We start from the raw sequence: 24,459 nt of genomic DNA, 5'->3' as shown, positions 1-24,459 counted from the left end.
GCCTCCTATACATGTAAGTAGAATCGTTAAGCGCCTTTTTCAGCCTTTTGGATATCATCCAACTCTGTATTCTTTCTAAAAAAGTACAACAGCACTGCTACAACGGTAATGCCTAGAAGTACATATACACTAAAGAATAAGAGGAAAAGAACGCCTAAGTTGGTTGCGGAGGTAACTGAATCAGCGGTAGCCAACACTCGATAAATGACCCATGGCTGCCTTCCTGTACAAGCGAAGATCCAACCGCATTCAATCGCAATCACCGCTAGCGGGCCGGATGCCACTAACACCCACAAAAACCATTTTGGAAAGCGGTCCTTTTTCATAAACTTTTTCCATACAATCCCCGCTAGCGAAATGAGAATAAGCAATGAACCGATCCCGACCATAGCATTAAAAAGTGTGTGAATAAACAAGGGCGGCCACAATTCTTCGGGAAAGTCATTTAACCCGACCACAACCGTGTCAAAGCTGTTGCCTGCTAGAAAACTTAATAACCAGGGAATTTCAATAGCCCCTTTGATCGTCTGGGTTTCCCGATCCGTAATGCCTCCGATCGCTAAAGGAGCATGTGACTGTGTTTCGAACAAGCCTTCAGCAGCCGCTAATTTTTCTGGCTGGTATTCATGTAAATACTGGGCCGATTCATGCCCGTTAATCGCTGTTAAAAAAGAAAAGATTCCTCCTAAAACAAGGCTTGCCATTAACGCTTTTTGATGAAAAAGATATACTCTTGAACCATATTTATTTCTCATCATTTTAAAGGCCGCAACGGAAGCTACTACAAAAGCGCCAACAACATAGGCCGATAAGGCGACATGTCCAGCCGTAACAAAGAAGCTCGGATTAAAGAAGGCTTCCCATGGATTAATATCAAGAAATTTGCCATTTTCATAACGGAATCCGGCGGGAGTGCCTTGGAAAGCATGCACATTGGTGATCAAAACAGCCGATGCGAGCGCTCCTAGAGCAACTAACGTTAAGCTGATAACTCTCATCCATGGAGCAATTCTTTCGGCTGCATAGACGTAAATAGACATAAAGAGGGCCTCTATGAAAAAAGCATAGATTTCAATTTGAAATGGCAGCGGCATGACGCGTCCGATAACCTCCATAAAGCCAGGCCAAAGAAGAGATAATTGAACGCCAGCGATCGTACCGGTTGGAATGCCAACTCCAAGCAAAACGGCAAATGTTTTGGTCCAGCGTTTGGCCATCACCACATAGTCTAAGTCCTTCGTTTTTTGATAAAGCAATTCTGCCGTCAAAATCATTAAGGGCAGTCCGACTCCAATAGTGGCAAAAATAATGTGAAAAGCCATCGTTGTGCCAAACAGGGACCGCGCAATGAGTAAATTGTCCATTCTGTACTCCGTCCTTTCTTCACGTCTCCTATCATTTCCAATTGAGAGAAAGAATATGTAAAAAAGCCGGGGAAATATAGGGGAAAACTGGATAAACAAATTGTTTTGAAAGTTAATATTTAAATGTTAAAATATTTTAAGGATGAAAGAGTTATCATTGAGTTAATCAGTGGGGAATAGCTAAGAGAGTAGCAATATATAAAGGAGTGAAGGAAATGAAACGTGTAGAGGGAAAAGTAGCTCTCGTTACAGGAGGCGCTTCTGGAATTGGATTATCGGCTGCTACCTTAATGGCAAAAGAAGGAGCAAAGGTTATTATTGCTGACTTTAACATTGAAGGAGCCAAAGAGGCTGCAGAGAATATAAAGAAACAAGGGGGTGAAGCAGCGGCGGTATTTTTAGATGCTTCAAAGGAAGAGTCTATTAAAGCGGCTGTTGATTTCACAGTTGAACAATATGGAACGATTACCGTCCTTTTTAACAATGTAGGCTTAACAAACCTTCATAAAGATTTGGACGTTGTAAATATGGATTTAGAAGAATGGGACCGTTTAATGAATGTTAATACAAAAAGTGTGTTATTAGGCAGCCGGTTTGCCATCCCTCATATGATTAAAGCGGGAGGCGGCTCGATCATTAATACCGCTTCTATGGCCGCCTTTGCTGGCGATGCCTTGCGTTCTGCTTACGGCGCTTCTAAAGCCGCTGTTGTGAATTTGACAAGATACATTGCAGCACAATACGGAAAAGATGGTATTCGCTGTAATGGAGTAGCCCCAGGATTAATTTTAACTCCTGCAGCTAAAAACAATATGCCGGAAGCGGTGCTTGATATTTTCGCTAAATATAATGCGTTGCCATACCACGGGGAAGCGGACGACATTGGCTATACCGTTTTATTCCTTGCTTCTGATGAGTCTAAATTTATTACAGGACAAACGATTCAAGTAGAAGGCGGACACTATATATCTAATCCAACTATGCCGGATTTCAATCAATTCGCGGAGCAATCACGTTCTAAATAACGATCGGCCAGAAATCCTTAAGAAAAGACCCATCTAAAACGTAATAAAGCAACGGCAATAGATAGTGAAGCTTAACCTCATTTACAGGTTAAGCTTTTTTTGTTATGCACATAAACCTCTATGTTCCGTCAGCATAACTATTTCGTTCTCAAAATACACTTCATAATGTATTAGGCTGTTGACAAACGTTTCCATCAGCCTAATAGAGGCTTCGTCTACACTCTCATGTAGTTATGCCTATCTTACTTGAAGGGAAGAGGGGAATGAAAAAGGAAACAGACATCGGTAAACAGAAAACAAATGTCGTATTTATTGTATTAGATGATGTTGGGTTTTCTGCAGTAGGCTGTTACGGTTCGGAAATCAAAACACCTTATATAGATTCAATCGCGCACAATGGGTTAAGGTACAATAATTTTAATGTGACTCCTTTATGTTCACCCACTCGCGCTTGTCTGCTGACTGGCCGTAACTGTCATGCTGTTGGAGTGGGGATGGTAACTGAATTGGACTGGGGGCCTCAATATCCTAATAAACGAGGAAGAATTACAGAGCGCGCGGCTCTCATAGCAGAAATTTTAAGAAAGCATGGAATGGCTACTTATATGGCTGGAAAGTGGCATCTCGTTCCCGGTCATGAAGCGGCTTCCAGCGGCCCATTTGACAATTGGCCGCTTGCTAAAGGGTTTGACCGATTTTATGGCTTTTTATTAGGGATGACAGATCAGTATGAGCCCGATTTAATTTACGACAATCACCGTGTTCAGCGGGATAAAAAACAAAATTATCATTTATCGGAGGATCTTGTTGATAAATCATTGGAATTTTTGACGGATCACTTGTCTGTTACTCCAGAACGCCCATTTTTTCTATATTTAGCCTTTGGGGCACAGCATGAGCCGCATCAAGTGCCGAAATCTTTCATCGAAAAATATAAAGGGGTCTACGACAAAGGATGGGATTATATCCGTGAAGAGCGGTTTAAGCGCCAAAAAGAATTAGGTGTCATCCCGCCGAACGCTGAGCTGGTAGAGCGCAACCCCGGAATCAAGCCATGGTCTGAACTGACTGAGAAGGAAAGAGCTTTATTTATTCGGTTTCAGGAAACGTTTGCTGGCTTTTTAACACATACCGATGAGCAAATTGGGCGGCTTTTAGAGTTTTTAAGAGACAAAGATCAATTGGATGATACGATTATCGTTTTGCTATCGGATAATGGAGGCAGCCAGGAAGGTGGATGGAATGGTTCCATCTATGATGCAGCCTATTTTAATGGAATTGGGGAGAGTGTCGACGAGCTCTTTGAAAAAATAGATGAAATTGGGGGGGCCTCTGTCAGTCCAAATTATCCGAAAGGGTGGGCTCAAGTTAGTAACACCCCTTTTAAATACTATAAGCAAGATACATTTTTAGGAGGGGTCCGTGTTCCTCTCATTATTCAATGGCCTCAGGAAATCTGTGATAAAGGAGCTGTTCGTTCCCAGTTCTATCATGCTATTGATATTATGCCTACTATCCTCGATATTTTAAAGATTGCTCCGCCGCAAGAATTTGACGGTGTTGCCCAGATGCCGATGCACGGTGTCAGCATGAAGGATACCTTTAAGGAACCTCAAGCTCCCACCAAACGGATAACACAGTATTTTGAGATGCTTGGCAATCGGGCGATTTGGCATGACGGCTGGATGGCTGTTACGTATCATGAAAAAGGTGTTCCTTTCCATGAAGATAAATGGGAACTCTATTATATCAATGAGGATTTCTCGCAAAAGTACAACTTGGCAGAACGGTATCCCGAAAAGGTAAAAGAAATGGAAGAAAGGTGGGTAGAGGAAGCGGAGAAGTACAATGTCCTTCCTCTCGATGATAGGATGTTTCACAAAGGATATCAGGGTTTGCAGGAAGGAAGAACCCTCTTCACTTACTATCCAGGAATGGCTCATCTGCCCAGTGGTGCCGCTCCCAGAATGACTTTAACCTCTTATTCGATTACCATTCCCATTCTTCGCTTGAACACTACAGAAGAAGGCGTTTTAATTGCTTATGGAAGCCATTCGAGCGGTTATACGCTCTATATAAAGGATAACTACTTAATATACGAGTACAACTATGTAGGCACGGTTTATAAGGTGCGATCGTCTATAGAAGTACCGATTGGATTTTCGGTTATCCGTTTTGAATTTAAGAGAAAAAAGCTTATTCAGGGCATAGGAAAGCTTTATATTAATAACGAATTAGCAGGCATCGTTCATTTGGAGAGGACTCTGCCATTTGTCCTTTCAATTGAAGGGCTGGACATTGGGCGTGATCGCTTAACACCTGTCAGTCCTCATTATCCGGTGCCGGAGTTTCCTTTTACCGGGCAAATTAAGCAGGTGGATATTGAGCTGTTAGATGCGCCTGTAAAATCTCAGTCGTCTCACTGTGGAGGGAAACAACCTATTTATATACAGTTGAATGGCAGTATTATTTTACGGTAGAAGTCAGGTTGCGAAGGCAGTCCTTCGTGTTATACGGGGGCTGCTTAGAGTGCAATGACGAAATACAAAAGGGACTTGCTTTTAGATACAAGTCCCTTTTGTATTACACAACAGTTAAAAAAAGATAAGCATAACCGGTAGAATCCACGGCGTCAGGAAAAGCGTAATAAGAGCAGCCATAATCATGGATAAGCTCGAAATGGTTCCTGTAACCGAGCCAAACTCAAAGGCTTTTGATGTGCCAGCACCGTGTGCAGCCGTGCCAAGAAGCACTCCGCGGGCAATGTCATTCTCAATACGCAAAAGCTGGATTATCATTGGGCCAATCACAGAACCAAGCAACCCGGTCATGATGACGAACACAGCTGTAATAGCGGGCACGCCGCCAATGCTTTCAGAGACACCCATCGCGATAGGCGTAGTGACAGAGCGTGGGATGAGACTATCAACAATTTCTGTATTTAAATGCAGCATTTTGGCCATCGCCATGGATGAAATAATAGCGGTAACCGAGCCGGATAGTACGCTTAGTATAATTTCAGCTGCATGTTTTTTTAATATATTGAAATACTTATAGAGCGGCACAGCAAAAGCAATAGTAGCCGGCTCAAGCATCCGGCTTAGCCAGTGTGCGCCGGTATCATAGGCTTCATATGAAGTATGGGTGAGAAATAAGCCGCCGACAACGAGGACCGGCACGGTAAGCAAGGGAGACAAATATACTTTTGGTTTTCGTTTATAGCACCATTTGGCTCCCCAATACAAACAAATTGTCAATATAAGACTAAAGAGAGCAATCATGATAAATGTCTCTGTTCCTTTCTTTCTGCAATTTTTTTAGCCGTTAGACCTGTACAAGCCATGACGACAGCGGTGCTTAAAACAATCACTAATGTGACATACAGACCATCATCTATTAGTACATTTTTATATTTTATAATCCCAACAGCAGCTGGAATAAAGAATAATAATAGCTCTGCTAGCAGCCAATTTGCACCTAGCTCGATCCATTCCAGGCGAATGATTTTCGTTTGAAGCAGGATAAAAAGAATAAACATGCCTAAAATGCTGCCGGGTATGGGCAAATCGAGCCAGTTGACTAGCTGGGTCATACCTAGAGAAAAGGTGCATAAAAGGATTATTTGAAAGATGCTTTTAAGAAACATCACCATGCCATTTCCCCCTTTCAAAGAAAAGTGTACTTCATCTGCTCTCATAGGTAAAATGCATATATAGAATCTATAGCATTCTTTTTATCTATGATTAAAAAGGAGAAAAAAATGGATATCCGGCATTTGCAATATTTCTTAAAAGCTGCACAGTATAAGAGTTTTACGAAAGCCGCTCAGTCTCTGTATATTACACAGCCCACCATTAGCAAAATGATCAAAAGCATTGAAGAAGAATTGGGAGTAGAGTTATTTAACCGTTCTGGCAAACAGGTGGAATTAACAGATGCAGGACAAGTGATTTTCGCCCAAGCGCAAGACATTGTGAACTCCTTTGACAATTTATCAACGGAGCTGGATGACTTAATGAATTTGAAAAGGGGCCGTATTAGTATTGGGCTTCCTCCGATGATTGGATCGAGCTTTTTTCCTAAAGTGCTCGGGAAGTTTCGGGAGCAGTATCCTGATGTGACCATTCATCTTGTGGAAGATGGAGCGAAGAAAGTAGAAGCCGATGTAGAAAGCGGTCAGCTTGACATGGGAGTAGTGCTGTCGCCAACAAATGAGGCGCTGTTTCATTCATTTTCACTTGTAAAAGAAAAGCTAATGGTGCTTGTTCATCCTTCACACCCGTTAGCAGAAAAGGAAAAAGTCACCTTATCGGAATTGCAACAAGAATTTTTTGTTTTTTTTCGCAAAGATTTTGCCCTTCATGACCGAGTGATCGCAGAATGTGTACGAGTAGGATTTCATCCACAGGTCATATATGAAAGTTCACAATGGGATTTTATTAGTGAAATGGTGGCAGCCAATCTTGGTGTTGCTCTGCTCCCAGAGCCGATTTGCCGAGAACTGGATAAAGAGCGCATTCGGGTGCTGCCGCTTGTTGAACCGGTGATCCCATGGCATTTAGTCATGATTTGGCGTAAAGAGCGCTATCTGTCGTTTGCAGCACGTGAATGGCTGCGGTTTACTCAAGATTTATTTGAAAGAAGGCATGAGGGAGAACTTTAAATGCCTCTACGTTTCACAAGGGAAAAGTAGAGGCGGCAGCAAGCAGGCTTATTGGTGCTCTTCTAGTTCATTTAATGATACTGTTTGCTCTTGTTCCGGTTCAGTTAAAGGATAAATTCTAGCCGTTTCATTTTGTTCATCGACGTGTTGAATGTAAATGGGCATTCCTTGATAAGTAACGTCCATCATAACAGGTGAAGCGGCAATTTCTTTCGCACGCTGTGTATTCATCAACTGGCCTCCTTATCGGTATATTTCTCTTATAATATTGTCATTAAGCTGGTGATGTATTCTGTCGTGCTGATGAAGCAGCATGTTAAAATATAAACACAAAGCATTTGCTTCTAAAGGAAGAACAGATTAGCGAAATACAATTGAAAAAGGTGTTCATATGAAAGATTTTATTGTGGTTGGTGCAGGGATTTTAGGGGCCTCAACAGCTTATCACTTAGCAAAAGCAGGCGCCAATGTAACGGTCATAGATCGGCGGGATGCAGGACAGGCGACAGATGCGGCTGCCGGGATTATTTGTCCGTGGCTGTCCCAGCGGCGGAATAAAGCCTGGTACGCGCTCGTAAAAGGCGGGGCCGCGTACTATTCTTCACTGATTGAACAGCTTAAAAAAGATGGAGAAACAGAAACGGGGTATGAGCAAGTAGGAGCTATTAGCCTGCATACGGATGCTGAAAAGCTTGAGAAAATGGAAGAAAGGGCTCTGAAAAGGCGGAAAGATGCTCCAGAAATCGGCGAGGTTGGCCCTTTGACACCCACGGTCACCACTGAACTATTTCCGCCATTATCAACAGAATTTGCTTCTGTACATGTGAGCGGTGCTGCACGTGTGAACGGCCGGGCCTTACGAAATGCGCTTCTCCGGGCAGCACAGAAGCATGGTGCTGTATGTGTAAATGGTTCTGCGGAGCTGGAGCATACAGAAGGTCAAGTGACAGGTGTGCGGGTAAAAGATAAGGCATATGCAGCAGATTGCGTCATCTTGACAGCAGGAGCTTGGGGTGCTGAACTGCTGGCACCGCTTGGTTTGAATTTTCAAGTGACTTCACAAAAAGCGCAAATTGTTCATCTTCAACTGGAGGATACCGAAACGGCTAAATGGCCGGTCGTTATGCCGCCAAATGATCAATACATTCTCGCTTTCGACAAAGGCCGCGTCGTGATTGGCGCTACGCATGAAGAACATGAACATTTTGATCGGCGTGTGACAGCTGGCGGCTTACATGAAGTATTAGATAAAGCATTATCTGTTGCCCCCGGGCTAGCTGACGGTACATTTCTTGAAGCGCGTGTCGGCTTTCGTCCATTCACACCGGGCTTTCTGCCGATCATTGGCGAGGTACCAGGCTTTAAAAACCTTCTTCTCGCCAACGGACTGGGTGCCTCCGGTTTAACAGCCGGACCGTTTCTTGGCGCGCAGCTCGCTAAGCTGGCTCTTGGTGAAGAGGTTGACATTGATCTGCAGTTATATGATGTAGCGGGCGCGATCGGTTCCTGAACCGCTTTATTCGCCCGCATTAGCTGTTTATTATCCAAAATCTTCTTTTTTAAATTAACCAATCCCGGGTATAACACTAGTGACGAAGCAACCAGGGGAGGAAGAAGGATGAAGTGGAGAGGAAGAAGAGAAAGCACAAACGTTGAAGACCGGAGAGGCAGAGGCGGAGGAACACTTATTGGAGGAGGAATCGGCGGTTTAATTCTTTTACTCGTTTTTACCTTCCTCGGCGGTGATCCGACAGAACTGATGAACGGTCTGCAAACGGTTGATGATAATAATACTCCTTACGAAGAAACAGCAGCGGAAAAAGAGCGTTCAGAGTTTGTATCTGTCGTGCTAGCGGATACAGAGGATGTATGGTCAGATATTTTTAGGCAGGAAGGCTTAGTGTATAAAGAGCCGACGCTTGTCTTGTACACAAATAGTGTGCAGTCTGCCTGCGGAACATCTAGCGCGTCAGTGGGACCATTTTATTGTCCAGGTGACCAAAAGCTATACATTGACTTAAGTTTTTACGATGAGCTGCAGCAAAGATTTCACGCACCTGGGGATTTTGCGATGGCCTATGTCATTGCTCATGAGGTTGGTCATCACGTCCAGACGCTTCTTGGCACAAGCGACAAGATTATGCCGCTTCGCCAGCAGATGAGTGAGGAAGAGTTTAATAAATATCTCGTTCGTTTCGAACTGCAAGCCGACTATCTGGCTGGTGTTTGGGCTCATCATGCGCAAGGAATGGGCTTGCTGGAAGAAGGGGATCTTGAAGAAGCTTTAAATGCGGCCAGCGCTGTTGGGGATGATACTCTGCAAAAACAAGCGAGAGGCTATGTCGTTCCTGAAAGCTTTACACATGGAACCTCTGAACAAAGAAAACGCTGGTTTTATAAAGGCTTTCGTTCTGGCAGTTTAAAGGGTGGAGACACCTTTAATGCTCGTGATTTATAAAGAGATTGGACAGGGCTTATGAGATTAAGGAGAACTTCTCATAAGGCCTGTTTTATGATGCGATGAGCTGCTCTTTAATAAACGAAACTGGATCTCTAATATGGCTGAAGGTGTAATCTGCTTCTTCTAAGCCGATTCTAATCGCCACACCGGCTTCTCGCAGCATTGGTAATTCAGGATCAGAAAGCGTATGTTCTAAATCGAAGGCAAGCAGCTTATACATAGGAAGAACCCTCCTTTTTCGTATGCAACAGAATGTGGGAACGATTCCACAGTCGATAGTTTAGCATGATAAAAAGTTACTGTCATGGATTTGGATGGCTTTATTTTTGAAAAAAATGGAGAAACACCTTGCTCTTCTTTGTTTCAAAGCGGCTTTAATTGCGGTATAATATAATCTGCACATGATTTGACAACGTATTTGATTCGTTATATAAAGTCGTCACAAGCTCCGTATAGTTATTTTGAAAAAGTGTTGAAAAGCCAGTTTATTTTGCATTCATCATTTAATTCAGATTCAAATTGGAAAGAGAGTGTTTACGATGGGACGTAAATGGAACAACATTAAAGAAAAGAAAGCAGCAAAAGACGCTAACACAAGCCGTATATATGCTAAATTCGGACGTGAAATTTATGTAGCAGCGAGACGGGGAGAACCTGATCCTGAATCCAACCAAGCATTAAAGTTTGTGCTTGAGCGGGCAAAAACATACAACGTGCCTAGACATATTATTGATCGTGCCATTGAAAAAGCAAAGGGCGGATCAGATGAGACATATGATGAGCTTCGCTATGAAGGCTTTGGACCGAGCGGATCGATGGTTATTGTTGACGCTTTAACAAATAACGTAAACCGTACAGCATCAGAAGTGCGGGCAGCTTTTGGCAAGAATGGCGGCAATATGGGAGTAAGCGGATCCGTTGCCTATATGTTTGACGCTACGGCTGTTATCGGGGTAGAAGGCAAAACAGCTGATGAAGTACTAGAAATTTTAATGGAAGCAGATGTGGATGCACGCGACATTCTTGAAGAAGGCGACGCTGTCATCATCTACGCTGAACCTGATCAATTCCATGCCGTACAAGAAGCATTAAAGAGCGCTGGGATTACAGAATTTACAGTAGCTGAGCTGACCATGCTCGCACAAAATGAAGTGACGCTTCCAGAAGATGCAAAAGCTCAATTTGAAAAAATGATTGATGCTTTAGAAGACTTGGAAGACGTTCAACAAGTGTATCACAATGTAGATTTAGGTGAATAATGTAAAAAAGCAGACCTTTGTTTCCAGCAAAGATCTGCTTTTTTATTGCTTCTGAGGATAGATAGACTAATTAATGTTCTTTAATGGGTATTTAGTAATAGGTTAGTATAGCTAAAACTGTTGAAATTTATCATTTTATGATATATTATGAAATTGAAATTGATGTATAAACTGGAAATCTACTGAATCATATAAAAAGTAATTATCAAAGAGAAGATGGGGCTATGAACTATACTTCTAACTTGGGCATCTGAAGTATAGGGAGCGAGTGATGCAACCGACCAACACTTGTTGGTCTTTTTTGTTTTTTAACATGGTGAAGAAAGGGGATCTGATGTTTCTTAACCGTATAGTTCACTTATTTCAAATATCAAGCTTAAAGGGCAGGCTGCGATTTTGGTTCATCTGCTTTACGGTAGTGTTCGTTTTATTGGCCTCCATCCCTCTCGTCATAATAGAGAGAAGCCAAAAGCGAGAGGAAGCTAACGTTGCAATTGAGAAAACAATGAACTTGCAGCAATTAGTAATAGACAATTGGTTTGAGGATAGGTTAGCAGATATTAAATCTATCTCTGAACTCCCGACTGTAAAAGCAGGGGATATAGCAAAGATGGAGGGTGCATTAAAAGCAGTTGATAAAAATCACCCGGAGTTTAGCGGTATTGTATATGTGAATAAGAATGGAATAACAGAAGTTGATACGACAGGACTTATAGGATTGGATCTATCAGACCGGCCTTATTTTAAAGAGGCGAAAAAAGGCAAGATTTTCATTACAGATGTATTGATTGGCAGGCAGTCCAATAAGCCGATTATTATTTTTTCTGTTCCTGTATATAATGAGGCGGGGCATTTTCAGGGGCTAGTATTCGGACCAGTTCCAATCAAAACCATTAACAATATCATGAGGCAATATCAGGATAGTTCAAGGGAAACCTATTTGGTTGAAAGAAATGGTATGTTAATCAGCGAATCACGCCAAGGCAAAATAGGGAAAAATATTAAATCCGAAATATATAAACAAGCATTAGCGGGAAGTAACATTAAGAGTCAATTTTACACAGCCCCTAATGGTGAGACTGTACTAGGAGATTATAGATGGGTTCATGATAATCAGTGGCTTATTATTGGTGAAATAACAGAAAGTAAAATTTATGAGTCCTTTTACCACATGGTTATGATATTTTCTTTCGTTATTTTACTTGTGATTATAATAGGGTACATCTTAATGATTTGGGTATCTAACCAAGTAGAAGCCCCTATCCGGAAAGTATTAATAGGAACAAGAAAAATTGGCCAAGGAAATTATGAATATCGTTTAGATAAAACTTCTTATAAAGAGGATGCAAGAGAGCTTCAGGAACTCTGTGATAATTTCAATAGCATGGGTGAGTTGATTGAAAGTCATATAGACTCCATTGCAAAAAGTGAAGAGCGATTCCGGATGATTGCGGACTATTCAAGTGATGTGATTACGATACATGATTCATCCGGAAAGTATTTGTACGTATCACCAGCAGGAAAGGAAATATTGCAATATGAAGATGAAGAAGTGATAGGTCACGACAGTTACCTCTTTATTCATCCGGATGATATAGAAATGATAAAAGAAAACCATCAAATTTTATTCGATACTGGATATGTTGTCTCGACTTATCGAATTCGTAGAAAAGATGGGGAGTACATTTGGTTTGAGTCTTCTATTAAGAGTTTACAAGGGAAAGATCCAGAGGAACCTCAACTAATCGTAATATCCCGCAATATAACTGAAAGAAAATTGGCAGAGCAAAGACTCGAAGAAGCCAATAAAATTTTACATGATTTATCTGCCAAAGACGGATTAACAGGGGTGTGGAATCGCCGGACGTTTGATGAGAAATTAGAAATAGAGTGGAGCCGTGCGTTAAGAAATTCTACATCTTTTTCTCTGATCATGCTTGATATAGATTCTTTCAAAGCTTATAACGATACGTATGGCCATCAAGCAGGAGATGATTGCTTAAGAAAAGCAGCTGCGAAAATTAGTGACGTTGTGATAGAGTTTGGAGGCATGATCTTTAGGTATGGGGGAGAAGAGTTTAGTGTCGTCTTGCCAGAGACGGATCACGATGGCGTCCAGCGAGCAGCGGAAACGATTAGACATGCGGTAGAAGATTTGAAAATCCCGCATTCAGGTTCACAAATCAGCCAGTATGTCACGATCAGTTTAGGGACCGTAACCGTTATTCCAACAAAAGATGAACATACAAACCAGTTCATAGAGTTTGCAGATAAAGCTTTATATAAGGCTAAACAAGACGGCAGGAATCGCGTCAAGTCTTACAATGATCTTTCTAATTTACAAATCTGTGGAGAATAATCAAACGGCTCTAAAAAAGGAGCCGTTTTTTCATGGAATTGTTAAATCAGCAAAGTAAATGGTGCTCGGTTAGATGAAACGAATTGTAAACTTAAAGCCGCTTAACGTTTAAAAAATTGTAAAGAGTACGGATAAAACTATCTTGAATTTTAAAAATAGTTAGAATAAGATATATACTTATTATCGTTTTTAAGGGGCTGATTACCTACCATAAACAGATAAATGCATAAATAGATGAATGGTCTTATTCCGAAATAGAATGGGGGAAAGGTTGCGTGACTAAAACTAAAAAGGACTTCACCGATATCTTGCAGGTCATTCCTAAGGTTCTTCAAACGATATTGAATGTATCTCTCATTCTTCTTGCTATTATTTTATCTTTTTTATTAGTGAAGGAACTAATTGTTTTCGGTAATATTTTAGTCGAAAGCGGTACGAACGATTATAAGCTTTTTCTTGCGAATATCCTTATCTTCTTTCTATATTTTGAGTTTATCACGATGATTGTGAAATATTTCAAAGAAGACTATCATTTTCCGCTCAGATACTTTCTGTACATAGGTATTACGGCTATGATTCGGTTGATTATTGTAGATCACGATCATCCGATTAATACATTGCTATACTCGCTTGTCGTCTTAATTTTGATTATTGGCTATTTCATCATGAATCTCACACCGCACGAAAGACCGGAAGTAAGATGGTTTTTTAAAAAAGACACTCCAAAAGAGGAATAGAAGCAAGGACTGTTCGCAAGCGTTGGCTTCTGGAACAGTCCTTTTTTATGTACGGAGGTTGTTTCAAGAGAGGGAAGAAGGAACACCGTGTTATAATAGGTCGTTGATCTACAAAACTGTCAAATTGGTGTGGATGTATATGTTCTCGCAATCATTTTTACAATTAAACACGATCTTTATTAGTATTCTAATAGAAGCGATTCCCTTTGTGTTAATCGGCGTTTTCATTTCTGGCTTTATTCAGATGTTTATTACAGAGGAAATGATAGCAAAAGTTATACCAAAAAATCGTTTTCTAGCTGTCTTATCTGCGGCGTTTATCGGTGCTTTGTTCCCGGCCTGTGAGTGTGGCATTGTGCCCATTGTCCGCAGGCTGATTTTAAAGGGAGTCCCTTTGCATGCGGGCATTGCCTTTATGTTAACAGGGCCTGTCATCAATCCCATCGTTTTATTTTCAACCTATATTGCCTTTGGAAACCAATGGGACATGCCTTTATACCGCGGGGGTTTGTCATTTATCGTAGCGATTTTGGTTGGATCGATTATTTCGTGGCAATTTAGCGGGAACCAGCTTTTAGATAAAAGCTCCCTGCATACTCATTGTCATGCTCCAGGGAAGCAGACGTTTAGTAAAAAGTTTGTCGGCATGCTGCGTCATGCGATAGAGGAATTTTTCTCGGTCGGTAAATATTTAATTATCGGGGCATTCATTGCTGCAGCGATGCAAACCTATGTAAAAACCTCGACTCTGCTAGAAATCGGACAGACAGAAGCTGCTTCTCATCTTGTCATGATGGGCTTAGCCTTTGTTTTATCCCTTTGTTCAGAGGCAGATGCCTTTATTGCGTCCTCTTTTAGAAGCACATTTTCCACAGGTTCCTTAATTGCTTTTCTTGTTTTCGGAGCGATGGTAGACATTAAAAATCTTTTAATGATGCTAGGAACATTTAAAAAGCGCTTTGTCATGTATTTGATCGTCTATATTGCCATTTTTGTATTCATTGGTTCATTGTTAATTTAAAGGAGGGGATGGGATGTTTAGAGTTTATATATTATTGCTGTTTACTTTTTTCTTTTTTCATCTCCATGCTTCCGGTAACATTTCCAAATACATTAATATGAAATACGCTTATTTGTCTTATAGCGCTATTTTTATCTTTGCGCTGCTTACAGCTGTCCAGGCTTATGACTATTTCAGAGGAGATGGGGAATCGGCAGATGAACATGAATGTGACCATGATCACATTCATGAAAAGGAAAAGCCTTTTTATCAGCGTTGGCTTTTTTATCTTGTGTTTGTTTTTCCTTTAATATCGGGTTTGTTCTTTCCAATTGCTACACTTGATTCGACCATCGTTAAATCAAAGGGATTTTCATTCAAGCCAATGGAGCAAATAGAGGCGGCTGATCATTATGCCCAAACTCAATATTTGAAGCCTGATACGAGTATTTATTATGGAAAAGAGGGCTATGAGGAATTAATGGCGAAGGAGTTAGCCAAATATGTCTCTAAGCAGCACATTGTTCTGAATGACGACCAGTTTTTAAAAGGGATGGAAACGATCTATGATTTCCCTGGCGACTTTCTTGGAAAGGAAATTGAATTCGATGGTTTTGCCTTTCATGGTGAAAACACAGATAAGCGTCAACTGTTTGTTCTTCGCTTTGGTGTGATTCACTGTGTTGCCGATTCGGGTGCTTTTGGGATGCTCGTTCAATTTCCTAAAGGAAACAATCTTAGAGACGATGATTGGATACACGTAAAAGGCACATTATCATCGATGTATTATCAGCCGTTTAAATCAACGATCCCTGTTCTGCTTATAAAAGATTGGCATAGTATTGATAAGCCGAAAGATCCTTATGTTTATAGAGGCTACTAACGCCTATTCAGAGTATAGTCAAAGTCTATTTTAAATGTTCCAGGCTGGCCTGTCCGTGAGCGGGGAAGATGAGGAGCCCTTGCTTTTGTGTTAGATTGTAGATAAGAAGAGAAATAGAACAATCGGAAAGGATGGGTTCCATGGGACAATGTAACATTGATCATTCACATGAAGATGTCATTCAGAAGCTTGAAAGCCAACAGGCATTTATCTCTCCAAGCTTATATGAAACTCTGCATAATTTCCTGAAAACTGAGCATGCACAAGACACTTTGAATGAACTATTTCATTTATTAAAAAAATATGATTTAGCTTCTGAAGAAGAACAAGAAGCAAGAAATGTAAAGCTGAAACAGCTAGTACATGAATAAAAATCAAGATAGCCTGAAGCGGTCATAACGCCGCTTCAGGCTATTTTTTATAGTCAAAAAGGCAGGTTGTTTCAGGTTGATTCCTATAGGGTAAAAATGATTAATTCCGGAAGTATCTCTTTATTCTTTATAGCATGTTTATAAAAATTATAGTCATGAGGAGGCTGGCATGGACAGGAACATTTGGAGAAACCCTGTTTTTACAGTGTCGGCTGCGGTGATCCTGTTTTTGGTTCTATTAGGAGCCATTATGCCAAAAAGATTCGGCATCGTAGCTGGCAAGTTGTTTGACTTTACTACCATCAATTTTGGTTGGTTTTATCTGCTTGCCGTTTTTATTATTACGATCTTCTTGCTTGTATTAGCTACTAGCAAATATGGCGCCATTCGTTTAGGAGGGGAAAATGAGAAGCCAGAGTTTCCTTTCTTTACATGGGTGGCTATGCTCTTTTCTACCGGTCTTGGTGCTGGGCTCGTCTTCTGGGGAGTCGCTGAACCGATGAGTCACTTTTTTTCGCCGCCTTTTGCAGGAACGGAAGCTCAAACAGAGGAGGCTGCTAGAATTGCTATGGCCTACTCATTTTTCCATTGGGGAGTCAGTCAATGGTCTGTGTTTACAATGGTAGGATTGATGATTGGATTTATGCAGTTTCGCAGACAAAGAGACGGTTTGGTTTCGACAGCACTAGAGCCGATCACGGGGCACAAACCACTTGTTAAGAAGTCGATTGATTCTTTTGCCGTCATTGCTACTGTGATGGGCCTCGCTACATCAATTGGTCTTGGCGTGCTGCAAATAAACGGCGGGCTAAATGCGGTAATCGGAACACATAACTCCGTCTGGCTTCAGATGATTATCATTGGCCTCATGTTTGTGGCTTACATGTTATCCTCCACAACAGGTCTTCAAAAAGGAATCCGCTATTTAAGCAATATGAATTTTTGGCTTGCGCTTGGCTTACTTGTCTTTGTTTTTGCTGCTGGTCCTACACGGTTTATTTTGGAAACCTTTACATTGGCTATCGGCGATTATATTTCGAACTTTATTCAATACAGCTTACGGATGCAGCCTTATGAAGGGTCGGGCTGGGTACGCAAATGGACGATATTTTATTGGGCGTGGGTTATTGCCTGGTCACCTTTCGTCGGAGCCTTTGTAGCCCGGGTTTCAAGAGGGAGGACGATCCGGGAATACGTGATGGGGGTTATGATTATTCCGCCGGCTATTTCCTGTCTTTGGGTAGCTGTATTTGGCGGAACGGCTTTATGGTTTGATTTAAATAAGGGAACGGGTATAGCAAAAGCCGTGAATATGGATTTAACGTCGGCTCTTTTTAAGACGTTTGAGCATTTACCGTTAACCGGTATCTTGTCAGCACTTGCTATTTTATTAATCTTTACATTTTTAGTTACTTCTGCAGATTCTGCTACGTATATTTTGGCGAGCATGACGACATCCGGCAGTCTCACCCCGCCATTGTTTGCTAAGCTCGTTTGGGGTGTTCTGATGGCAGCCATTGCAGGTGTATTACTATATGCAGGCGGATTAGAAGCCTTACAGACTGCTTCTCTTATTTCGGCTTTGCCTTTTACGGTCCTTTTGCTGCTCATGATGGTTTCTTCAGCAAAGCTGATTAGAAAAGAACCGCTTCCGATTCGAAAAGCAGATTTACGGCGTTTTCGTCGTTTGGAGAAAGCAGCTAAACAAGGACATCAAACAAAAAGCAGAACTGCTGAATGACAAATAAAAACCGAGTAGATCGATAAATTAAAAAGCCCGGCAATTGGTCATTGCCGGGCTTTTTATATGGCAGCTATTCCATCATGTTCGCTACAATTTCATAAGAACGCAGCCGGTCTTCATGATAGAAAATCTGTGAATTTACAATAATTTCATTAGCATTTGTCTCTTCAAGGAAACTAGTTAGCTTTTGATTGACCATATCAGGCGTGCCGACAATGGTTGCCCGTGAATCAAGCGTTTTTTCAATAGCTGCACGCTCAAAAGGGCTCCACACGGCATCAATATCATCAATCGGCGGCTTTAACTGTGTCGGCTCTCCTCTTCTTAAGCTCAAAAATTGCTGTTGCTGGGAAGTGGCTAGCCATTGAGCCTTTTCTTCCGTGTCTGCGGCAATGATATTCACTCCAACCATCGCATAGGGTTCTTTCAAGACATGGGAAGGTTTGAAGTGATCGCGATAAATTTTTAAAGCCGGCAATGTATACTCCGATGCAAAGTGGCTTGCAAAGGCAAAAGGAAGGCCTTTCTCAGCAGCAAGGCGGGCACTGAAATCACTTGAGCCAAGCAGCCAGATCGGTATATTCAAGCCTTCCCCAGGAAACGAACGCACACGAGCGGACGGGTTTACCTCAAAGTAGGCTTGAAGCTCGTCTAACTGTAACGGAAAATCTTCGACGCGGCTGTGAAGGGTGCGCCGCAGGGCAAAAGCGGTTGCTTGGTCACTGCCCGGGGCGCGGCCAATCCCAAGGTCGATTCGCCCAGGGTATAAGGATTCGAGCGTTCCGAATTGTTCTGCTATCACAAGTGTGGCGTGGTTAGGGAGCATAATACCTCCTGAGCCGACACGAATCCGCTTAGTCGCTCCGGCGATATGGCCAATAATGACAGAGGTGGCGGAACTAGCGATACCCGGCATATTATGATGCTCGGCTAGCCAGTAACGATGGAATCCCCATTTTTCTGTATGTTGAGCTAGGTCGGTACTATTCTTAAAAGACTGTTCTGCGTGGCTCCCTTCTGTAATCGGAGCTAGATCTAGTACGGATAAAGGAATACCCTGAAAGTGTTTTGTTTGAATGGCAGTCATATTTTCCCCTCCTTATGGGCTCTGCACTAAGCAATGATACAAGGTTTAGAGGCAATCTTCCAGTGAATTGCCTATGGGGGCAGCGATTGGCTAATGTAACAGGGGGGATAATAAAATAAAGAAAATGGCCAATATAACAGTAGTTTTAGATAATAAAATGGAAAAACGGCTAATATCCTGTCTTTTTCAGCTGTTTGCTAATAAAAAGAACTGATTTAACAACCTGTCAAACAGGCATTAAATCAGTTCTTGAAAAATAATCGTTAGGCTCTTACCATCTTAATTCTGCCAATTTGAGATAAGTTAGCCACGCCGGAAAGGGAGAGAGAAATTTCGGTTTCGCGGACAAAATCCTCGATCACTTTTTCTACACCTTGCTGTCCGTGAGCAGCTAAGCCGTAAAGAAATGGGCGCCCAATGAGCACAGCGTCTGCGCCTAGAGCAAGAGCCTTCACGGCATCGGTGCCGCGTCGGATGCCGCTGTCAAATAAAACCGGTATTCTTTTTTGAACAGTTTCAGCAATGGAAGGAAGCGCATCAAGGGCACCGATAACGCCATCGAGCTGCCGTCCTCCGTGATTAGAAACGATGATGCCATCTACACCATATTCCAATGCCGTTTGGGCATCTTCTGGGTGTAAAATGCCCTTTAATAAAATAGGCAAGTTTGTTCTTTCCTTTAATTTGGCGATATGTCTCCAATGAAGAGACAAGGTTTGAATGTTTTCTAGTATGGAGGCGACAATAGTATCATCATCTTGGCTTTTTAGTGCCTTCATAAATGCTGGATCACTTACATAATTTGCTTTCCCCAAGCCTTTGGTGAGCGGAGAAAACTCACTGCGAATATCTGTCTCACGGAAGCCTGTTCTAACTGTATCTACCGTCACAACAATCGCCTCATAGCCTGCTTTTTCTGCTCTTTCTACCATGCTAAAGGAGATTTCCTCATTATTCGACCAGTAAAGCTGAAACCATTTAGAACCTGTCGGGGCAGCGGCAGCTACTTCCTCGATTGAATGGCTCGCGACAGTACTTAATACGAAAGGAACATTTAAATTGGCAGCTGCTTTCACAGAGGCAAGTTCGCCTTCCGGATGAGCCAGCTTTTGCATACCAATAGGTGCCAATAAAAATGGCGTCTTATACGTCCGGCCAAATAACGTGACGCTCATATCTCCACTCGATACATCACTCAGCATTCTTGGCACAATCGCCCACTTTCCAAAGGCTTCCTCATTTCTTCTGCCTGTTTCTCCTCTTCCTGCACCTGAGCAGGCATAGCCATAGCCGCCTGGCTGCATCATGCCGGCCGCTTTTTGTTCCCACTCTTCAAATGAAAGAGGAAAATGGATTTCCTTACCAACTGTTTCAACTGATAGTAACCCCTCTTGCTGATTCATCTTATCTGACCTCACTCTTTTGTATGGTTTTTTACGAACATCGTTATTCACTCTTCTTCCTAAAGGACGAAGTTTGAATTTTCTTTCTTCTTTCATTGTAAAGATTATTTTTTGGCTTGTACATATTCTTTTTTGGTGCAAAGAGAAACCATAAGATAACAGGCAATAAAAAAAGACCGGTGAAATACCGATCTCTCTATTTTCATATATTTAATTCTTGACGTTCTTCAGGTGTGAAGACGCGTGATCTCGTTAAAAATCGCTTGCCTTCAGGTCCTTCAAGTGAAAACATGCCGCCGCGTCCATCGACGACATCGATAATAAGCTGTGTATGTTTCCAGTATTCATATTGAGCTTCGCTAATATAAAAAGGGGAGCCGCCGATTTTTCCAAGCAATACATCGCTGTCACCCGTTAGGAATTCACCCTCGGGATAGCACATTGGAGAGCTGCCGTCACAGCAGCCTCCTGATTGGTGAAACATAAGGGGACCATATTTCTCTTTCAGCTTGTCAATTAATCCAAGGGCGGCAGGAGTGGCGGTTACGAGTTCAACCATTTAAATACGCTCCTTTCTGCTAGGGCAGAAGATGTGGCGCTTTCAAATTAATTAAAAGAATCCAAGAGCATCCTCACTATAGCTGACGAGCAGATTTTTCGTCTGCTGGTAATGGGACAGCATCATTAAGTGATTCTCACGGCCAACACCCGACATTTTGTAGCCGCCGAATGCCGCATGAGCCGGATACTGGTGGTAACAGTTTGTCCAGACGCGGCCCGCCTGAATATTGCGGCCAAAGCGATAGGCGCGGTTCACGTGACGGGACCAGACGCCGGCACCGAGCCCATACAGCGTATCATTGGCAATGGCAAGCGCTTCTTCTTCATCCTTGAAGGTCGTAACGGAAACGACCGGTCCAAAAATCTCCTCTTGGAAAATCCGCATGTTGTTCGCGCCTTTAAAGACCGTCGGCTTCACATAATAGCCATTCTCCAAGCCTGCGATTGTGTTTTTGCCGCCGCCGACGAGGCATTCAGCACCTTCCTGGCTGCCGATGTCGATATAAGACAGGATTTTCTCCATTTGCTCGCTGGAAGCCTGTGCCCCCATCATCGTTTCGGTATCAAGCGGGTTACCGGTCTTAATTTGTTTGACGCGTTCAATCGCCCGTTCCATAAACTGGTCGTAAATGCTTTCGTGGATAAGGGCACGGGAAGGGCAGGTACAGACTTCTCCTTGGTTTAAAGCAAACAGCACAAACCCTTCGATCGCTTTGTTCAGAAAAGCATCATCTTTTTCCATCACATCGTCAAAGAAAATATTCGGTGATTTGCCGCCGAGCTCAAGCGTAACAGGGATGAGGTTCTGGGAAGCATATTGCATAATCAGGCGGCCCGTTGTCGTTTCGCCTGTAAAGGCTATTTTAGCAATGCGTTTATTGGAAGCGAGCGGCTTGCCGGCTTCTAGGCCAAAGCCATTGACAATGTTTACAACGCCTGGAGGAAGCAGGTCTTGGATGAGTTCCATAAAGACAAGAATGGAAGCAGGTGTTTGTTCAGCTGGTTTCAGTACCACACAGTTTCCGGCCGCAAGAGCAGGCGCAAGCTTCCAAACGCCCATTAGAAGCGGGAAGTTCCATGGAATAATCTGGCCGACAACGCCAAGCGGCTCATGGAAGTGGTAAGCGACCGTATCATTATCAATCTGGCTCAGTGACCCTTCCTGCGCCCGGATAGCACCGGCGAAATAGCGAAAATGGTCAATGGCCAGCGGAAGATCGGCATTTAACGTTTCTCTAACGGCCTTTCCGTTGTCCCACGTTTCAGCGACCGCCAGCGTTTCGAGGTTTTCCTCCATGCGGTCGGCAATTTTATTTAAAATATTCGCTCGTTCGGCCGCCGATGTCCGTCCCCAGGCATCTTTCGCCGCATGAGCGGCATCTAACGCTAGTTCAATGTCCTCTGCCTGTGAACGGGCCACCTCACAAAAGACTTCTCCTGTCACTGGCGAAATATTTTCGAAGTACTGTCCGCCGACAGGTGCCTGCCATTCTCCATTAATAAAATTTTCATATCGCTTCTTAAAGGTTACTTTTGACCCTTCCTGGCCTGGATTTGCATAAATCATTGCGACTCCCCCTTTAAAAATAGAAATTTATGAAAGAAAGCACTTACAATTCCATAATCTATTTTCTGTAGCCTAAAGTCAAATCATATATTTGGAGTTTAATAGATTGTTAACTATCTAACAGTCATCTTCTTTTACTAGGTTGTCTCAATTTAGGGATTATTAGTTAAAATTAAAGATAATCATTACTTAATTAAAATAATTATAATTTAGTATTGATTTTTCTTTGAGAGATGTTATTATTGAGTTACCAACCAAAATTGACGAGGTGATAGGATAATGAGTAACCGACTAACAACAAGCTGGGGTGCCCCAGTAGGAGATAATCAAAACTCACAAACGGCTGGACAACGCGGACCTACATTAATTCAGGATGTTCATTTACTTGAGAAACTAGCTCATTTTAACCGTGAACGTGTACCTGAGCGGGTGGTTCATGCCAAAGGAGCCGGGGCCCATGGTTATTTTGAAGTGACAAACAGCGAGATTGCTAATTACACAAAAGCAGATTTTCTATCTGAAGCTGGAAAACGCACTCCTCTGTTCGCTCGATTCTCAACTGTAGCAGGTGAACTCGGTTCTGCAGATACTGTCCGTGATCCGCGTGGTTTTGCTGTGAAGTTTTATACAGACGAGGGCAACTATGATTTAGTCGGAAATAATACCCCTGTTTTCTTTATTCGTGATGCTATCAAATTCCCGGACTTTATCCATACACAAAAGCGAGATCCGCAGACACATTTAAAAAATCCAACAGCTGTTTGGGATTTCTGGTCATTGTCTCCTGAATCACTGCATCAAGTGACAATCTTAATGTCCGATCGCGGCATTCCGGCAACACTTCGCCATATGCATGGATTTGGAAGTCATACGTTTAAATGGGTAAACAAACAAGGGGAAGCAGTATGGGTGAAGTATCATTTTAAAACAGATCAGGGAGTTAAAAACCTGGATGTCGAATTAGCTGCGAAATTAGCAGGGGAAAACCCTGATTACCATACAGAGGACTTATTCAACGCCATTGAACAAGGAGATTATCCTTCTTGGACACTTTATGTGCAAATGATGCCGCTAGAAGATGCAAACACATATATGTGGGATCCATTTGATGTAACAAAGGTTTGGTCACAAAAAGATTATCCCCTCATTGAGGTTGGAAAGATGGTATTGAACCAGAATCCAGAAAATTATTTTGCGGAAGTAGAACAGGCTACATTCTCTCCTGGAACATTTGTCCCTGGAATCGAAGCATCACCTGATAAAATGCTTCAAGGCCGCTTGTTTGCTTATGCGGATGCTCATCGTTATCGTGTAGGAGTGAATCATAACGCATTGCCAATTAATTCACCGAAATGCCCGGTTCACAATTATCAGCGTGACGGCCAAATGCGTTTTGATGGCAACGGCGGGAAGTCTGTTTATTATGAACCAAATAGCTTTGGCGGCCCAAAAGAAGTACCAGAAGCGAATATGACACCGTTTGAGGTAACAGGACAGGCGGGCACGCATAACTATAATCATGACGATCATTATACACAGGCCGGTGATCTCTACCGTTTAATGAGTGAAGAGGAGAGAGCACGCCTTGTAGCAAACATTGTCGGCGCAATGAAACCAGTAAAAAGTGAAGAAATCAAACTTCGTCAGATCAGCCATTTTTATAAAGCAGATCTAGAATACGGTACACGCATAGCTGAGGGGCTTGGTCTTCCTGTGCCGCAGGAAGTATAAGAATAAATAAAAAGGAGTGAGAGGAATGGAAAGAAAACTTAATGAGCAAGTTGCTATTAAAAAGGTAGATGAACACTTTTGCGTAGTGAGAGAAGATAAAGGGAATAAAAAGAATATTGAGCTATGCTTCTATTCTTTGATGGATGCTTTATCTTACGCTTCAGAACGCAACTATGGCTAATTGCACACATTCATTTTTTATTAACATTCGATTTGAACCCTGCAAAGAGAAAACTCTTTGCAG

Annotated in this window: 23 protein-coding genes and 1 riboswitch; of the genes, 14 read left to right on the top strand and 9 right to left on the bottom strand. The window is 42.3% G+C overall.

Annotated features, from left to right (window positions below; genetic code table 11):
- Window positions 1-26: 26 nt before the first annotated feature.
- Window positions 27-1,364, bottom strand: a complete 1,338-nt coding sequence (locus AC623_RS19320) for a cytochrome ubiquinol oxidase subunit I (protein WP_049665706.1) — start codon at window positions 1,362-1,364, stop codon at window positions 27-29.
- Window positions 1,365-1,579: 215 nt separating this feature from the next.
- Here AC623_RS19320 and AC623_RS19315 point away from each other — a divergent pair, with 215 nt between their 5' ends.
- Together AC623_RS19315 and AC623_RS19310 are read left to right on the top strand one after the other, a co-directional pair.
- On the top strand, window positions 1,580-2,389 hold the full coding sequence (locus AC623_RS19315) for an SDR family NAD(P)-dependent oxidoreductase (RefSeq protein ID WP_049665704.1): 810 nt from the start codon (window positions 1,580-1,582) through the stop codon (window positions 2,387-2,389).
- Window positions 2,390-2,652: 263 nt separating this feature from the next.
- Window positions 2,653-4,869 (top strand): arylsulfatase, encoded by a 2,217-nt coding sequence (locus AC623_RS19310; RefSeq protein WP_049665702.1) that lies wholly within the window; start codon window positions 2,653-2,655, stop codon window positions 4,867-4,869.
- A gap of 114 nt (window positions 4,870-4,983) precedes the next feature.
- On the opposite strand, the gene AC623_RS19305 is transcribed toward AC623_RS19310, so the two are convergent.
- Window positions 4,984-5,670 (bottom strand): CidB/LrgB family autolysis modulator, encoded by a 687-nt coding sequence (locus tag AC623_RS19305; protein ID WP_049665698.1) that lies wholly within the window; start codon window positions 5,668-5,670, stop codon window positions 4,984-4,986.
- The gene (locus tag AC623_RS19300) at window positions 5,667-6,041 is read right to left on the bottom strand and encodes a CidA/LrgA family protein (RefSeq protein WP_049665694.1); all 375 of its coding nucleotides are present in this window, start codon (window positions 6,039-6,041) and stop codon (window positions 5,667-5,669) included. Before AC623_RS19300 ends, AC623_RS19305 begins: the two co-directional genes overlap by 4 nt.
- Window positions 6,042-6,149: 108 nt before the next feature.
- Between AC623_RS19300 and cidR the strand changes: the two genes are divergently transcribed.
- Window positions 6,150-7,052, top strand: a complete 903-nt coding sequence (gene cidR / locus AC623_RS19295; RefSeq protein WP_049665692.1) for a cidABC operon transcriptional activator CidR — start codon at window positions 6,150-6,152, stop codon at window positions 7,050-7,052.
- Window positions 7,053-7,100: 48 nt separating this feature from the next.
- Here the strand turns inward: cidR and AC623_RS19290 are convergent, their stop codons facing one another.
- Complete coding sequence (locus AC623_RS19290; RefSeq protein ID WP_049665689.1) at window positions 7,101-7,283, bottom strand: small acid-soluble spore protein H; 183 nt, start codon at window positions 7,281-7,283, stop codon at window positions 7,101-7,103.
- Between the two features lie 160 nt (window positions 7,284-7,443).
- Here AC623_RS19290 and AC623_RS19285 point away from each other — a divergent pair, with 160 nt between their 5' ends.
- Together AC623_RS19285 and ypfJ are read left to right on the top strand one after the other, a co-directional pair.
- Window positions 7,444-8,562 (top strand): NAD(P)/FAD-dependent oxidoreductase, encoded by a 1,119-nt coding sequence (locus AC623_RS19285; protein ID WP_049665686.1) that lies wholly within the window; start codon window positions 7,444-7,446, stop codon window positions 8,560-8,562.
- Window positions 8,563-8,670: 108 nt separating this feature from the next.
- A complete protein-coding gene (gene ypfJ, locus AC623_RS19280) occupies window positions 8,671-9,510 on the top strand; it encodes a KPN_02809 family neutral zinc metallopeptidase (RefSeq protein ID WP_049665684.1) in 840 nt (279 codons plus the stop codon).
- Window positions 9,511-9,562: 52 nt separating this feature from the next.
- Here the strand turns inward: ypfJ and AC623_RS21645 are convergent, their stop codons facing one another.
- Window positions 9,563-9,733 (bottom strand): hypothetical protein, encoded by a 171-nt coding sequence (locus AC623_RS21645; RefSeq protein WP_156187090.1) that lies wholly within the window; start codon window positions 9,731-9,733, stop codon window positions 9,563-9,565.
- 319 nt (window positions 9,734-10,052) lie between these two features.
- Here AC623_RS21645 and AC623_RS19275 point away from each other — a divergent pair, with 319 nt between their 5' ends.
- The 7 genes from AC623_RS19275 to AC623_RS19245 all read left to right on the top strand — a co-directional run bounded on the left by AC623_RS19275 (window position 10,053) and on the right by AC623_RS19245 (window position 17,863).
- Window positions 10,053-10,772, top strand: a complete 720-nt coding sequence (locus AC623_RS19275; protein ID WP_049665681.1) for a YebC/PmpR family DNA-binding transcriptional regulator — start codon at window positions 10,053-10,055, stop codon at window positions 10,770-10,772.
- A 209-nt stretch (window positions 10,773-10,981) separates the two neighbouring features.
- Window positions 10,982-11,064: riboswitch (cyclic di-GMP riboswitch) on the top strand.
- Between the two features lie 42 nt (window positions 11,065-11,106).
- Entirely contained in the window at window positions 11,107-13,131 is a 2,025-nt protein-coding gene (locus tag AC623_RS21640) for a diguanylate cyclase domain-containing protein (RefSeq protein ID WP_049665679.1), read from the top strand.
- A gap of 275 nt (window positions 13,132-13,406) precedes the next feature.
- Complete coding sequence (gene psiE, locus AC623_RS19265) at window positions 13,407-13,868, top strand: phosphate-starvation-inducible protein PsiE (RefSeq protein ID WP_049665677.1); 462 nt, start codon at window positions 13,407-13,409, stop codon at window positions 13,866-13,868.
- A 139-nt stretch (window positions 13,869-14,007) separates the two neighbouring features.
- The gene (locus AC623_RS19260) at window positions 14,008-14,889 is read left to right on the top strand and encodes a permease (RefSeq protein ID WP_049665675.1); all 882 of its coding nucleotides are present in this window, start codon (window positions 14,008-14,010) and stop codon (window positions 14,887-14,889) included.
- 13 nt (window positions 14,890-14,902) lie between these two features.
- Window positions 14,903-15,751, top strand: coding sequence for a TIGR03943 family putative permease subunit (locus tag AC623_RS19255; protein WP_049665672.1), 849 nt, complete (start codon window positions 14,903-14,905; stop codon window positions 15,749-15,751).
- A gap of 140 nt (window positions 15,752-15,891) precedes the next feature.
- Window positions 15,892-16,122: a hypothetical protein gene (locus AC623_RS19250; RefSeq protein WP_049665670.1), complete on the top strand. Its 231-nt coding sequence runs from the start codon at window positions 15,892-15,894 to the stop codon at window positions 16,120-16,122.
- Window positions 16,123-16,291: 169 nt separating this feature from the next.
- Entirely contained in the window at window positions 16,292-17,863 is a 1,572-nt protein-coding gene (locus tag AC623_RS19245) for a BCCT family transporter (RefSeq protein ID WP_049665666.1), read from the top strand.
- A gap of 73 nt (window positions 17,864-17,936) precedes the next feature.
- Here AC623_RS19245 and AC623_RS19240 read toward each other — a convergent pair whose 3' ends face one another.
- The 4 genes from AC623_RS19240 to adh all read right to left on the bottom strand — a co-directional run bounded on the left by AC623_RS19240 (window position 17,937) and on the right by adh (window position 22,484).
- Entirely contained in the window at window positions 17,937-18,953 is a 1,017-nt protein-coding gene (locus AC623_RS19240) for an LLM class flavin-dependent oxidoreductase (RefSeq protein WP_049665665.1), read from the bottom strand.
- Between the two features lie 263 nt (window positions 18,954-19,216).
- Window positions 19,217-20,356: an alpha-hydroxy-acid oxidizing protein gene (locus tag AC623_RS19235; RefSeq protein WP_049665663.1), complete on the bottom strand. Its 1,140-nt coding sequence runs from the start codon at window positions 20,354-20,356 to the stop codon at window positions 19,217-19,219.
- A 202-nt stretch (window positions 20,357-20,558) separates the two neighbouring features.
- Complete coding sequence (locus tag AC623_RS19230; protein WP_049665659.1) at window positions 20,559-20,915, bottom strand: DUF779 domain-containing protein; 357 nt, start codon at window positions 20,913-20,915, stop codon at window positions 20,559-20,561.
- Window positions 20,916-20,966: 51 nt separating this feature from the next.
- Window positions 20,967-22,484, bottom strand: coding sequence for an aldehyde dehydrogenase (gene adh / locus AC623_RS19225; protein ID WP_049665657.1), 1,518 nt, complete (start codon window positions 22,482-22,484; stop codon window positions 20,967-20,969).
- A gap of 276 nt (window positions 22,485-22,760) precedes the next feature.
- Here adh and katA point away from each other — a divergent pair, with 276 nt between their 5' ends.
- Entirely contained in the window at window positions 22,761-24,215 is a 1,455-nt protein-coding gene (gene katA, locus AC623_RS19220; protein ID WP_049665655.1) for a catalase KatA, read from the top strand.
- 25 nt (window positions 24,216-24,240) lie between these two features.
- A complete protein-coding gene (locus tag AC623_RS21635; RefSeq protein ID WP_156187088.1) occupies window positions 24,241-24,396 on the top strand; it encodes a hypothetical protein in 156 nt (51 codons plus the stop codon).
- The last annotated feature ends 63 nt before the right edge of the window (window positions 24,397-24,459 follow it).

The sequence above is a fragment of the Bacillus sp. FJAT-27231 genome (assembly GCF_001183975.1).
Classification (GTDB): domain Bacteria; phylum Bacillota; class Bacilli; order Bacillales; family Domibacillaceae; genus Pseudobacillus; species Pseudobacillus wudalianchiensis.
The sequence above is the reverse complement of the archived record's forward strand: the minus strand, read 5'-3'. Positions and strand labels throughout refer to the sequence as shown.